This is a genomic window from Vulcanisaeta distributa JCM 11216, assembly GCF_001315985.1.
Taxonomy (GTDB): Archaea; Thermoproteota; Thermoprotei; order Thermoproteales; family Thermocladiaceae; genus Vulcanisaeta; species Vulcanisaeta distributa_E.
This window is the reverse complement of sequence record NZ_BBBI01000003.1, coordinates 52,009-64,256: the sequence shown is the minus strand read 5'-3', so window position 1 is coordinate 64,256 and position 12,248 is coordinate 52,009. Positions and strand designations below refer to the sequence as shown.

Genomic DNA, 12,248 nt, shown 5'->3' with positions numbered 1-12,248 from the left:
TACTAAATTTAGGTATTACTCTTTGTCTCGACATACTGCTCACCACCAGCCTTAATCTCCTCAACCCTTACCGACCTCCTGATTCTATCCATTGCCATTATCGCTATTATTAACGTCATGAATTCCGTGGATGATGAGAGAATAACGACAATAAGTATTCCAAAGGCAATGACAGGGCTTACAGCGAATAATGGTATTAAGGTTAGGAATATTGCATTGAACATGAGCTCAAGGGATATCAAAACCCTAATCAGGTCATTAGCCTCAATGCGCTGTAGTAGCCTATCATCAGTATTATGGATGCGAACCCGTACAGTATGGCCGCATTCACGACCTCCATACCCCCCCACTCACCTCCAGGTAATACATTATTAATCCAATCATTATCGTCATTAGGAGTGACGCCAATAATGCAATTAGTAATAGGCCGTCCGATGCTGACGTGAAACCCGTTAATGACTGGCCCGTGACTGGCGCCACATTGTATTTCGTGGATACCGAGGCAACCACTATAGCGATTATGAACAGTATCATTGGCACTATCCATGACTTACCCACGCCACCCTTAATCTCGATTTTCCTGTACGTAGCAGCCAGGACTATTGTAATTGTTATTGTGGCGCCAACGAATATTAGGTATATTAATACGAAGCCATAGGCTATACCGAAAAGGCCATACACCGCACCAACCAACCCAGTCGTTATGGCTAGGTATATTGCCGCGTACAGGTTGTCCTTAGTTATGATAATTCCTATTGCCGATAATACGGCGAAAACGCCAAGCGTTATTAATGCACCCTCTAAATACGTACTAATCATATCAAGGAACCCACTACCTCGCTATTTTTAAGCATAACCAATCGATATTCTACAAGTGTTTATTGAGCGACACCAATACGGTAATGCAAATTAAGTGATTTTCGGTGAATGCCATCGTGGGTTTGATCCTACTCTACACAGGTAATGGGAAGGGAAAGACCACGGCAGCCCTAGGTCTCGTGCTTAGGGCCGTTGGTCACGGCTATAAGGTAGTGATTGCCCACTTAATGAAAACCTTGATTTATAGGGGGGGTGAGTACGTGGGTGAGTACTTAGCCATTAAAAGATTTCTGAGTGATTACGTTGATGTTTACTCTCTAGACCCTGACCAACACCTAACGCCTAGGGATGTGTTTAGGATGGCATTGAGTAGGGCTATGGAGATTAGGCCGTTCCTTCTTATCCTTGACGAGATCAATAACGCCGTATCGAGTGGGTACTTAACGACTAAGGAGGTGATTGATGGTATTAAGTCATTACCGCCTGAGGTTAATGTCGTGCTGACGGGTAGAAACGCACCCAGTGAGTTTCTTGAAATCGCTGACTTAATAACAACCATGGAGTCCAGGAAGCATTACTTCGATAGGGGCATAGTCGGTATAAAAGGCCTTGAATGGTAATACTATTTAATGCCCCCCCTTGTTTAGTTATTAGGCGATGCAACATTGAGGTTTAGAGACGATAGGCCAATGCTCGTAGGTGTTGTGCATTTACCGCCATTACCTGGCTCAATTAGGTATGGTGGGCTCGACCTAAGTACAATAATCGACTTTGCCGTTAGGAATTCCAGGACACTCGATGAGGCGGGGGGGTTTGACGCAGTAATTCTAGAAAATTACAATGACTACCCATTCAGAGCCAGGGTTAGGGAGGCGGAGACCATAGCATCCATGGCGATAATAGCAGGGAGGTCATTAGGTCGGTGAACATACCCGTCGGCATCAACCTACTAAGGAATTCAGGCCCCCCCGAGCCGCGGCAATAGCGGCTGTTACCGGCGCATCCTTCATCAGGTCAAACGCTTACTGCGAAGCCATAGTGAGTGCCGAGGGGTTGATAGAGCCCGTGGCCAGGGAGGTCCTCGAGGTAATGACGAGACTCAACACTAAGATCACCGTGCTCGCAGACATATTCGTCAAGCACGCAAGCCCACTGCACAGGATGACTATCGAGGACGTGGCCAAGGACTGCGTTGAGAGAGCCCTGGCAGACGCACTGGTGGTCACAGGCCCAAGGACAGGGGGGGAACCACCAGACCCACTACTACTTAGGCGGGTCATCAAGGCCGTAAACACGAAGGTACTCGTGGGGGGGAGCGGCATAAACCCAAACAACATAGGCGATTACAGGGAGGCCCACGGTTTCATAGTAGGCACATACCTAAAGGACGAGGAGGGACAAATAGACCCCCCCACGAAGGCCAGAAACATGGTAAACGCAGTAAAGGCGTTGGCAAAACCATGAATAAAATGCCACAGCCCAGGGAGTAGGTATTACCTGTCGAGGCTTGGATATGCAGAGTGGAGGTGAGAATAATCTTACCTCCACTCTGCCTGCCCAACCATCAATTTCCCAATAATCATCCAGGCCCTAGACCGATCTTACAGACGATTCATGACCACGCACTTAATCTTAACCTGCTAATGCTAATTATGGGTATCTATGGCACTTCCTGCTAACTTAATCAGGTAGGTGGCGTATTAATTTTCATCTGATTTGTCCTTAAAGCCTTGATATTTGGATGAAGCTGCGGCGTTCTACATTAATGAACGGGTCCTCAGACGTGGTACTCTCTATTTTAAATAAGATCTGAACTAAACATAGCTCTTAGCTCCCTTCGCACCCACTGCATTTTCAAGCATCTTCTTAGCCGTATAATACCTCTTACAGTCTGGGCATAGGTACAGCCACTCTGGGTCGCCCTTAATGCCCAGCCTAACCTTCGTAGTCATTATATGCCTCCTGGTATCAAAGGGCTTGCCGCACATCTTACATGTAATGACCTCATCGTAAACAAGATCAACACTATCACTCACTGGAAACTCCCTAGCTTTACTAATTGTTATGGCTTTCTCAGGACATGACCTTACGCAGTAACCACAGCCAATGCACTTAGGTTATCAAACCTAAGCACTATCTTATTACCATCCCTACCTCGCTTACTCGCTGGCAGGTACTCAATTACTTGAGAACGGTACATTAGTACTGCACATCACTAGGGTGGCGGGTCCAGACACCTACGGTGGATTCATAGTGCTTGTACAGGTACTTTACCCAAACGGCACTATAGCCTATGAATGGAACTCAACGTACCTAGGCCGCATACCCCCCCAGTACGACATAGTGAATAAGTATGACCTGCCAGGGCATTTAGTGCACTCCGACGCTTCGCCCTCGTGGTACCACTGGGCCAGTCAGCCATTGTTAAGTTATACGCACCAATAACCTTTAGCCCAGGCACCTACATAGTCAGGGTCTACGATGTCGATGGGCAATATGAGACTTACGGCATTAAGTTCCAAGTATACGTAATAGTCAATGGATAAATCTATTTACTTTTACCAATCTCATTAAAATCTATTGCTTTTACCTTCTATTCTGACTCTCCTACCCAACTCCCATTACATTCTTAAGTTCATCAATTAACGGCCTTATGTACTTAACCCTCCTCTTAACCTCATCAATTCTAATCCTTACTTCGTGAAATCCATTTACGTGTAAAAAGTAAGCCTCGGCCCAGGCCCTCTCTGCTATATCGCCTAATTTTGAGGCAGCATCATCAAGTAAACTTACACTCCATCTGCCTTGCTTAATGCCTCCCTGGCTTCGTCAAGGTTTTTGGCAATTGCCAATGCCTTTATCGCCTCCTCAACCGCCTTATACAGCTTCTCGCTACTTTGAACAACATCACCCCCCCTATCAATAAAGTTAAGGCCCTCATTAAACGCCACCAAAGCCAACTCAGCATGAGCCTAGCAGTGTCTAATGGGTCTAACTCGAGTTTTGACGCTAGGATATCGATTACGTAGTCTATGTCAAGGCCCCCCCTCCTCCTAAGTGCCTCAATTAATGATTGAGGTATGCTCATACTACATGGCGTAATTCATAAAATATTATTATAAATCTTCTCAATACCTACCCAGGGCTTAAGCCGTAGGCCCTCATTAGGTCAATGAGCTTAACAGCCTCACGCTTAAGCTGCCTTATCCAAGCCGTAACCTCACCATTCCACTCCTCAGTGGTGTATATGAAGAACTCAATCCTAGGTTCGATGAAGTCCTTAAGCAATAACCTCCTCTCCAGCTGATCCATGCTCCTCACATCGTCACTAATAATCACTAGGTCAATGTCGCTCATGTCCGTGTAATCACCCCCCCTAGCCCTGGAACCAACCACGTAAACCTCGGAAATACTAATCCTAGACCTCGCCCTAATCACGAACTCCCAGGCCCTCCTGAGCAGTATGACTTGACTCTCTATTGCAGATTTTGCCTTACCCATTCAACCACCTCCCTAGCCATCTCAAGAACACTCCTGGCCTTACCCTTCGTATATACCTCGTATGGTAACCCATTGGCTGCGTCGGGGGGGTATCTGGAGGTCGTGTAATGCGTGGTTAACTCCCTAAGGTGGTCCATTATTCGCGATACATCAATGCGAAGCTCATCCCTGATTATATAGCCAAGCTCCACTAGGTCATGACCCTTAACCACCTTGCCCCTCGAAATAAGCAAAGCCTTGAGCGCCTTCTCAACAGCCTGTTGAGACCAGAATGCGCAGGCGTAATAGTCTCCGGAGTTGAGGGAGTTCTCCGCCGTGCGTAAGTCCCTAAGTGCCTGGGCAAGCCATTTTTGGTGTTCCATTAATCATTAAATAGTGGATGCAGGGCTTAAAATACCATTCCATGCAGTATTTATAATGGCTCGCGGATATTCCATAACTAGCTACAATAATGGCAAGCACCGGCTTCACATCTTGGGCATGTTCCTATAGATGGTTTTGCTCTATATGTATCCTGCCTCGAATAGTGCTATGAACATTATGAACCAGAGCAGCGTGCTTATTAATGTTGGGTCTGGGTTTATTATGGCTATGGCCACGAGAACCCCGAAGTAAATGTACGGCCTATTCCTCGACAGCATGTCCGGCGTTATTAAGCCGGCCTGGGTTAATAGGGCGATTATCACGGGTGTTTCGAAGAGGAAACCCGCAAAGAATAGTGTCGCTATGAACGTGTCTAGGAAACCACTCGTGGTTAGTAAATGCACGAAGCCGAACAGGCAACTCCAGAATAGGCTTATCCTTAGGAAGGCTGGAAATACGAAGTAATAACCAATGAACATACCCAAATAAAATAGTATTGAGGCAATCCACACGTATTTCCTAACGGCCCTAAGCTCATGAGGGTATAGGGCTGGCTTAACGTATTGGTAAATCTCATATATAAACACGGGTATTGTGACAAGGAGGGCGATAACTATGCTAAGCTCAACACTGAATACGAATGGTCCTAGAACCGTCGTCGAAATTATGCCTATGGGCTGGGTGGAATTACCAATAACCACATATCCACTGGTGCAGGAAACAGACCTCGCCAGTGCCAGGACCACATTACGTATGTAATGTTGATAAATATATGCTCTATTATTAGGTTGTACTCCATGGTGAAGAATCCAATGAAGACCTTTGCAATGTTATGACCGCTAACGTCAGGCGTTAGTAGCTAAAGCACCGCGAAGACGATGGCGAAGACTATCAGGGCTTCCTAAGTTAACCCCCCCAAGCTCACGAATATGCTCCCAAAGAGGCAATTCCCTATCATAAGGAGGCCTATCCTCGCTGCTCATTATTAATTAATGAAATGTTGTGTTGTGGGTAATTTCACATAAGTGATAAATGATGTAACCAAATCATTGACTCTCAGTAATTCCTTTTTCAAAAAGGATAAAGTTTTGTATTTAATGTACGTGTTTGTTTAGTATGTCTGTGAGTGTTAGGTTTAGGGTTTGGGTTGAGGTTGGTGGTAGGCATGTAATTGGCCCTGGTGGTTATGATATTCTCAAGGCTATCGATGAGGTTGGTTCGATTAGTGGTGCTGCCCGTAAACTTGGCATGTCATACCGCTTTGTCTGGAATTACATTGATAGGATGGAGAAGACCCTGGGCATTAAACTAGTCGATGCAAGGAAGGGAGGCAGGGGGGGTAGGGGGGGAGGGCAAAACTAACACCGGAAGCCCAAGCACTACTAAAGTACTACGAGGAGATAATCGAGGAAATGAACCAAATAGCAAACAAATGGTCACAGGAACTAACTCGGAGGTTTAAGGATTTGGCTTATGATGATTAATTTCCATTACTAGATAATTTCCTTATTTGTTGCTTTGTCTTTCCTTGGGTTTCTACGTCCAGTGCCCTGGCTATCTTGGGCAGTGTCTCGGGCTTCCAGGCGAGTAAGACTAGAAGGAATAAGAAGATGAATAGTCCTGTCTGCTTATCGAGGATTAAGTAAACGCTTATTTTAAGAGTTACCGATTAACTTATTGCTCAGTTTTCAATTAATCTCCTTAATCAAATTCTCCTCGTTCTTACCTCTCGTGCCAATGCCAAGCCTCTCCGCAATCTCGAGAACCTTAGGATCAACACTGGGCTTCTCAGCAGCAGAACTCCATGAACATTATGAACCCTTAACTATGCCTCTATGGACAATCAATAGTAAGGCTATGGTAATTAATGTTAGTGATAATAGAATGATTAATGAATAATGAATTAATTCAAAGACGTTAACATCGAAGAGGCTCATCACGATCATAGCCATGGGGGGAAACGCTGGAGATGGGCATCGTACAAACACCCAACCCACACGCTGAACCCACAAACGCTGCCGTACCCGTAGACGCCGCAATACCCACTGTACTGCCTATTGCACTACCTAATCTATTAACTATGCGTTTTGCGACGATTCTCAATTGCAGATAAGAAACACTAGTTATTAACCACGTGCTCAATACTAAGTTGATAATGCCTACTATCATGAGCATTAAATTAAATGAGTTTGTGAATGGCGTTGTGTAAAGCATTATGTAATTAGGACCAACGATCCTGATAACCCCCCCCGCATTGATTAGGTATGAAATTAAGGCTGGTATTAACAATAATAGGTATAATTGAAGTAGCCTTTTACGGATAAAGATATCTAAAATGCCGTGAGATTCATAAACCCTAACCACATCACTCAGGATGACCCTGGCGAGTGGCGTCGCATATCTATAAATTAGTAGGGCACCTAATATTAACAGGGGGGGTACCAGGTAAACCATGGTGTCGATGTACTCATTGATTATAGCACGTATGTTGAAAATGCCGAAGTAACCTAATCGAGCACCAACTGGGATTGCCATTAATGGTAGGATCACCGTGAATACAATAAAAACATACATAATGAGTAATGCGATGCCTTCATTACTCATAATTCGCCATTTGAACGAATGGTTTTTTAATTTAAAGTAATTCAACACGTATATTTTAAATGATGCGAATGAACCTGTAATTCATAACTTCATTATATGTAAATCGATGTATCATTTAACTATTTGTCTAGTAAATTCAAAATAACAAAGAAACCTCATTTAAATACATGGTCATTTATTGACCCGTAGTATGCCAATAACAATCCCATCAATAGGGGGGGAGAAATTCCCTGAGCTAAATGTAATGACGACCCACGGACCAATGAAGCTACCGGATGCCTTCAAGGGTAAGTGGTTCGTACTCTTTAGCCACCCAGGCGACTTCACGCCAGTATGTACCACGGAGTTCGTGAGCTTTGCTAAGCACTATGACGACTTTAAGAAGCTAAATACGGAATTAATAGGCTTAAGCGTTGATACTGACATTAGCCACATTGAGTGGGTTCAGTGGATTGAGAAGGCCCTTGGCGTTAAGATACCATTTCCAATAATCGCCGATCCGCTGGGCAATGTATCAAAGGTCTTGGGAGGACTACATGCAGAGTCGGGTACAACTACTGTTAGAATAGTCTTCATAGTTGATGACAAGGCAACAATAAGGACAATACTATACTACCCACTGGAACTTGGTAGGAATATACCCGAGATACTGAGAATTGTTAGGTCGCTACAGTTAATTGATAAGTATGGAGTTGTCATGCCGGCGAATTGGCCGTACAATGAAATAATTGGTGAGAATGTACTGAACCCACCGCCACATCATGTTGAGGAGGCTCCCAAGAGACTTCAGCAGTATAAGGCTATGCCTGGTGGTTGACGTATAGGGAGTTGCCTAAGGAGGAGGTTGAGGAGACCAAGAGGATTATTAAGATTAGGATTGAGTGATGATGGAGCCTTTATAAATCGCCTAAAAACATTTTAAGGTAATTATTTCTAGCTTATCTTGAACCTGCATGAAATTCAAGGGAGAGACCTTGTTTGGAAATGGCATTGTTAGTGGTGAGTTGGTGGTTTATCGAGAACCACTTTCCTTCCTCGGCGATGTTGACGGCAGGAATGGCGTCATAAGGCCTATTAACGCAAGCATTGCGGGTAAGGTTTTGGCAATACCTAGTTCGAGGGGTTCGACCGTGGGTCCCTACGTTATGTACCAACTGAGTAAGTATGGTAAGGCTCCACTGGTGATACTCAGTGTTAAGGCTGATACGATGCTTATAATTGGGGCTGTCATGGCGCAGATACCAATAATGACTAACCTACCCAGGGATATACTGAACCTTAGTGGTGGCGCCATTGCCAGGGTTGACCTGGATAGGGGTGAGGTCTATGTCAATGAGTCCTGAGGCGAGGCTGGCATTATTACTGCTTGAGGAGCTTGAGTTGAGGAATGGTAGGGCCAAGCTTAAGTACCTGAAGGTTTATAGGATGATGACCTACTGGCTCGGCCCCCGGCTATGCCAAGGCAATGCTTGATAGGCTCGTCTCAAGCGGCTACATAGTAATTAAGGGTGATAGGGCTGAGCTAATACGTAGATTTAAGACAAATAAGAACCACTCACAAATATATAGGGAGGCCAGGGAAATCATTATTAATGTCTATCTCTCGACACAGCGTCCACCAAACAAATGAAGTAATTCAGAGACCTTCTCATTAAATGCGCCGAGAGCCCTTGCTTCATTAATTGCCTTATCTATATTGAATGAGGAATTAATTAGTAATCCACCGAGAACCCAAACCACGGAGTCGAGGTTAAGCGGCGGTATGCCACTGAGTCTGCCAATCTCATTCCACACATGCTGAATCTCCGCCCTACGCCTAGTCATTAACTCCCTAGCCAGGTCAGCCGCATTGTCGGGGGGGCTTACCGTAACCGTAATCAACCCACTACATATTGTTATTACAGTAACCCTATAATCAACGGGTATTGGTATTTCCATTGGAACCAAAACCTCAAGCCCACAGGCCCTACCCACGTAATACGCCATCTTAACGGCAAACACTATTGTCTTCTCATCACCGCGCGTTTTTGTTATATTCGAAAGTAATCTCCACAGCGATGATAAGTCATTAAGATATCTACTAAGGCTTAACTTGGCTATTTGCGGGCAAACATTCCTAATCCTCCTCACCCTAGAATCCCTGTAACGAACTAAGTACCTACTACTCATCACGTAATTAATGAAGTCTTCACATAAATTAACGGGTTTATTCCCAATGAAGTAATTGGCGAAGTAATTCCAGTGATCCTCACCCTTACCAGCCAATTGATAACTAACTAGGGCATTAAGTATAGTTAACCTTAGTGCCACCTCCACATCATGTCCAAATCCACGGCATAATCTAGCCACAGTCAAGTATTGAGGGTCCCTCTCCTCGAATCCCCCCCTGACCCAATTGATGCCGAGCCCACGCAATAAACTCGCTATTCTCTCCTTAACGCTATTCATCATAAACCCCGCATTAACCTGCGAATTAAGTAAAGTCTCCAAATGGTTATTAACGCAATGACTTGACCCCCCAATCAAGGTAAAGGAGGGGGGGCTTGCCCACGGTGATTAACACGTAGGTGAAGGGATAAATAATCACCGGCGCGCCTATTGTGAATAGGTAAATGTAGTGGGTGATTACGTAGGAGATGCCATATACAACACCTGCAGAATCGAGAACCTGTGATGGCTTTATTATGTACGCTACGTACGTAATCACCCAGGCAAGGAATATTAATGATGAAACCCTCCACATATAGATGTAGAATGGTACATAACCAACATGTATGACCTCGCCAGATTCATAAATCACGTAGTAATACCTCGGCTCTAGGGCAAAGGCCTGGCCAAGACTTGTTAACCCCCCCATTATGAATAGTAGAAACGTAACAATTACACCAAGTATGAAGCCCCCCCTCCTAATCCTCATGTTAACGTCCCTAGACTGGTCAATGGTATTACCGCACATTACCAACACCCTAGTTGGGGGGGATTATTAAAGAATCACGCACCCTAAATCAACCTATACAAACCGGTTGCTAACGTGTAGTACAGGGTTAATCCTATGAGGGACCACAGCACTACTGATATTATTATCATAAATGTACTCCTTAATTCCTGATTCTTTATCACACTTGCAAGTAATGTCTCCAGGAATTGACCGCCGTCAAGCGGATACGCTGGAAAGGCATTGAGTAACGCCAGGGTTAGGTTCAATGTATATATCCAAAACATTAGGTTGTAGAAGGACCTACTCTCAACAACGATACCCCACGGACTTATATACAAGGCCGAATACCCAAGCAGAGACATTGACAAATTACCCGTACTTAAGACCTCATTGAACATGGCGCCATTGGCCGGGTTAAGTATGGTTAACGTGACACTACTTGAGTTTGTTGAGCTCAGTATCGAAATTAGTGAGTAAATACTGGCCACGGGTTGGTTGTTCACGGCCGTTATTATATAACCATTCCTAAGGGCTATATCCGTGGAATTAACCACATAAACAACCGTGGTGCCCAGGAGGTCCTGCGTTAGTTTAGGCTCATCATTGCTAGCTCTACGATAGCCACCGCCACATAGGCGAGTACTACGTTCATGAACACACCACTCGAGTAAACCGCGAGTCTAATTAGGATGCTCCTATTCCTTAATTCCTCCTCGTCGATTTCAACGAATCCACCAAAGGCAAGGAAAAGGAGGGCAAAGGCTCCTCCTGACTTTATCCTTATTCCGTACCTAGATGATACGGCTCCATGTGCAAGTTCGTGCAGTAGTATTCCAATGCCTATGGCGACTATTATGTAAATAAACGTGTAAAGAGACACGGTAACGCCAGGTATTAATGGCGCCAGTGGGGTGAAGCCGCTCCTCACAGTCTCTATTGGGCTTAGTCTATGCATCATGGCTATGACCATTAGAATTAAGTTCCTAAACATTAGGTAGAGCATTGATGGTAAGCCCCCCCACGCGTTTATGCCCATGATTGTCAGTGGTATTGGTACAATTATAAACATGGAAATGGAGAAGAAGCCTACAGTCAGTGCTATGACTAACCAACTAGGTAACCTACGCAGTAGGTTACCGAGCGGTGCAATCACCTCCTTAACCAACTCCTCATCCCTAAGCATTATGAATACCCCGTAGTAAACCTTCACGGGCACATTGATACCGAGACTCCTAAGCAGGTATATTATCCCAACAATTACGAACCAGGCGGCAATGACTATTAACAGGCCTAGGTATTGCATGGCATCACCTAAACCTCAGTACAGAACCTGTACCAGCATCATGGGCATTCCTGCAATTACTTACCAATTCCCTCCTGAGCCTAGGACCGGTACCATGTAGTGGGTAAACCCCCGCCTAGGTTCCTAATAATGTCCCTCAATAATGCGCCTTGGTATTCACTTATTGATGTGGCCCCCAAACCACCCACGAAGTACCTAACGCCCAATTCCCCGAAGAACTTCGTTATTTCATCATCATCAATGAGCCATAGGTTTAACCCGCAACCACTCACCAGTAGCTTATGGTTGGGGAAATAAATGAGTAACTCGCCAACCCTTTTATTACCGACCCTAATAAGCTCTACGGGTCCTAGAGCGAGCTTAATTCTTTCCTTACCATCAACCTCAAGAGCGTCAAGGCCTAACTCATAAAGCTTACTTCTGAGTTCAAAGCCGTGCATTGTGTTGTCAACGGGTATGGCTACTGTGGATACTCCATTGATGGCATCAATACCACCCCCCCAGTGATGATTAACTGGTGTCGTTATGACCAGTAACTTAGGCTTAATGCTAATGCCCAACGCCTTACTATTACTAATTAACTTACTAGTGCTTGAGCATGTATCAATCATTAACTCATTATTGACCAGTAAGGATATGGAGTTATCCCCCCCATTCACATTGGGCGCCTTCACCTCATTATCACAAATCACATTTATCACTAATTCATTACTAGCATTC

At 44.8% G+C, this 12,248-nt stretch carries 18 protein-coding genes and 4 pseudogenes; 8 read left to right on the top strand and 14 right to left on the bottom strand.

Annotated features, from left to right (window positions below; all coding sequences use genetic code 11):
• Positions 1 to 8: 8 nt before the first annotated feature.
• Both JCM11216_RS03525 and JCM11216_RS03520 read right to left on the bottom strand, forming a co-directional pair.
• Positions 9 to 242: a F420H(2):quinone oxidoreductase gene (locus tag JCM11216_RS03525; protein WP_243675065.1), complete on the bottom strand. Its 234-nt coding sequence runs from the start codon at positions 240 to 242 to the stop codon at positions 9 to 11.
• Between the two features lie 85 nt (positions 243 to 327).
• Positions 328 to 819 (bottom strand): hypothetical protein, encoded by a 492-nt coding sequence (locus JCM11216_RS03520; protein WP_054853315.1) that lies wholly within the window; start codon positions 817 to 819, stop codon positions 328 to 330.
• A 104-nt stretch (positions 820 to 923) separates the two neighbouring features.
• On the opposite strand from JCM11216_RS03520, the gene JCM11216_RS03515 reads away from it, so the two are divergent.
• On the top strand, positions 924 to 1,439 hold the full coding sequence (locus JCM11216_RS03515; protein WP_243675064.1) for a cob(I)yrinic acid a,c-diamide adenosyltransferase: 516 nt from the start codon (positions 924 to 926) through the stop codon (positions 1,437 to 1,439).
• Positions 1,440 to 1,508: 69 nt separating this feature from the next.
• Positions 1,509 to 2,283, top strand: a pseudogene (locus JCM11216_RS03510) (BtpA/SgcQ family protein).
• 350 nt (positions 2,284 to 2,633) lie between these two features.
• On the opposite strand, the gene JCM11216_RS03505 reads toward JCM11216_RS03510, so the two are convergent.
• Both JCM11216_RS03505 and JCM11216_RS15950 read right to left on the bottom strand, forming a co-directional pair.
• On the bottom strand, positions 2,634 to 2,855 hold the full coding sequence (locus JCM11216_RS03505) for a hypothetical protein (RefSeq protein ID WP_054853314.1): 222 nt from the start codon (positions 2,853 to 2,855) through the stop codon (positions 2,634 to 2,636).
• A gap of 6 nt (positions 2,856 to 2,861) precedes the next feature.
• Positions 2,862 to 2,927 (bottom strand): annotated as a pseudogene (locus JCM11216_RS15950) (4Fe-4S binding protein); the annotation flags it as partial.
• Positions 2,928 to 3,030: 103 nt separating this feature from the next.
• Here JCM11216_RS15950 and JCM11216_RS03500 point away from each other — a divergent pair.
• Positions 3,031 to 3,365 (top strand): annotated as a pseudogene (locus JCM11216_RS03500) (hypothetical protein).
• Between the two features lie 61 nt (positions 3,366 to 3,426).
• Here the strand turns inward: JCM11216_RS03500 and JCM11216_RS03495 are convergent.
• The 4 genes and pseudogenes from JCM11216_RS03495 to JCM11216_RS03480 form a co-directional block, all read right to left on the bottom strand.
• Positions 3,427 to 3,907: pseudogene (locus JCM11216_RS03495) on the bottom strand (PaREP1 family protein).
• Positions 3,908 to 3,954: 47 nt separating this feature from the next.
• A complete protein-coding gene (locus JCM11216_RS03490) occupies positions 3,955 to 4,320 on the bottom strand; it encodes a nucleotidyltransferase domain-containing protein (protein WP_243675063.1) in 366 nt (121 codons plus the stop codon).
• Complete coding sequence (locus JCM11216_RS03485; protein ID WP_054853312.1) at positions 4,296 to 4,682, bottom strand: HEPN domain-containing protein; 387 nt, start codon at positions 4,680 to 4,682, stop codon at positions 4,296 to 4,298. Before JCM11216_RS03485 ends, JCM11216_RS03490 begins: the two co-directional genes overlap by 25 nt.
• Before the next feature lie 141 nt (positions 4,683 to 4,823).
• A complete protein-coding gene (locus JCM11216_RS03480; protein WP_243675062.1) occupies positions 4,824 to 5,429 on the bottom strand; it encodes a twin-arginine translocase subunit TatC in 606 nt (201 codons plus the stop codon).
• A 370-nt stretch (positions 5,430 to 5,799) separates the two neighbouring features.
• Between JCM11216_RS03480 and JCM11216_RS03475 the strand changes: the two genes are divergently transcribed.
• The gene (locus JCM11216_RS03475) at positions 5,800 to 6,045 is read left to right on the top strand and encodes a LysR family transcriptional regulator (RefSeq protein WP_243675061.1); all 246 of its coding nucleotides are present in this window, start codon (positions 5,800 to 5,802) and stop codon (positions 6,043 to 6,045) included.
• Positions 6,046 to 6,600: 555 nt separating this feature from the next.
• Here JCM11216_RS03475 and JCM11216_RS03470 read toward each other — a convergent pair.
• Positions 6,601 to 7,287: a hypothetical protein gene (locus tag JCM11216_RS03470; protein WP_243675060.1), complete on the bottom strand. Its 687-nt coding sequence runs from the start codon at positions 7,285 to 7,287 to the stop codon at positions 6,601 to 6,603.
• Between the two features lie 190 nt (positions 7,288 to 7,477).
• Between JCM11216_RS03470 and JCM11216_RS03465 the strand changes: the two genes are divergently transcribed.
• The 4 genes from JCM11216_RS03465 (at position 7,478) to JCM11216_RS15940 (ending at position 8,917) form a co-directional block, all read left to right on the top strand.
• Positions 7,478 to 8,104, top strand: a complete 627-nt coding sequence (locus tag JCM11216_RS03465; protein WP_243675059.1) for a peroxiredoxin — start codon at positions 7,478 to 7,480, stop codon at positions 8,102 to 8,104.
• A 136-nt stretch (positions 8,105 to 8,240) separates the two neighbouring features.
• On the top strand, positions 8,241 to 8,630 hold the full coding sequence (locus JCM11216_RS03460; RefSeq protein WP_054853311.1) for a DUF126 domain-containing protein: 390 nt from the start codon (positions 8,241 to 8,243) through the stop codon (positions 8,628 to 8,630).
• Positions 8,620 to 8,760, top strand: a complete 141-nt coding sequence (locus tag JCM11216_RS15945) for a hypothetical protein (protein ID WP_243675058.1) — start codon at positions 8,620 to 8,622, stop codon at positions 8,758 to 8,760. The genes JCM11216_RS03460 and JCM11216_RS15945 overlap by 11 nt, the downstream gene beginning before the upstream one ends.
• Positions 8,753 to 8,917 (top strand): hypothetical protein, encoded by a 165-nt coding sequence (locus JCM11216_RS15940; protein ID WP_243675057.1) that lies wholly within the window; start codon positions 8,753 to 8,755, stop codon positions 8,915 to 8,917. The genes JCM11216_RS15945 and JCM11216_RS15940 overlap by 8 nt, the downstream gene beginning before the upstream one ends.
• On the opposite strand, the gene JCM11216_RS03455 is transcribed toward JCM11216_RS15940, so the two are convergent.
• The 5 genes from JCM11216_RS03455 to JCM11216_RS03440 all read right to left on the bottom strand — a co-directional run bounded on the left by JCM11216_RS03455 (position 8,884) and on the right by JCM11216_RS03440 (position 12,202).
• On the bottom strand, positions 8,884 to 9,738 hold the full coding sequence (locus JCM11216_RS03455; RefSeq protein WP_243675056.1) for an N-glycosylase/DNA lyase: 855 nt from the start codon (positions 9,736 to 9,738) through the stop codon (positions 8,884 to 8,886). The genes JCM11216_RS15940 and JCM11216_RS03455 overlap by 34 nt on opposite strands.
• A gap of 46 nt (positions 9,739 to 9,784) precedes the next feature.
• On the bottom strand, positions 9,785 to 10,243 hold the full coding sequence (locus tag JCM11216_RS03450; RefSeq protein ID WP_243675055.1) for a hypothetical protein: 459 nt from the start codon (positions 10,241 to 10,243) through the stop codon (positions 9,785 to 9,787).
• Between the two features lie 44 nt (positions 10,244 to 10,287).
• On the bottom strand, positions 10,288 to 10,779 hold the full coding sequence (locus tag JCM11216_RS15935; protein WP_243666255.1) for a site-2 protease family protein: 492 nt from the start codon (positions 10,777 to 10,779) through the stop codon (positions 10,288 to 10,290).
• Positions 10,780 to 10,811: 32 nt separating this feature from the next.
• Positions 10,812 to 11,528: a site-2 protease family protein gene (locus JCM11216_RS15930; protein WP_243675054.1), complete on the bottom strand. Its 717-nt coding sequence runs from the start codon at positions 11,526 to 11,528 to the stop codon at positions 10,812 to 10,814.
• Between the two features lie 80 nt (positions 11,529 to 11,608).
• Positions 11,609 to 12,202, bottom strand: a complete 594-nt coding sequence (locus JCM11216_RS03440) for a hypothetical protein (RefSeq protein WP_243675053.1) — start codon at positions 12,200 to 12,202, stop codon at positions 11,609 to 11,611.
• Positions 12,203 to 12,248 lie beyond the last annotated feature (46 nt).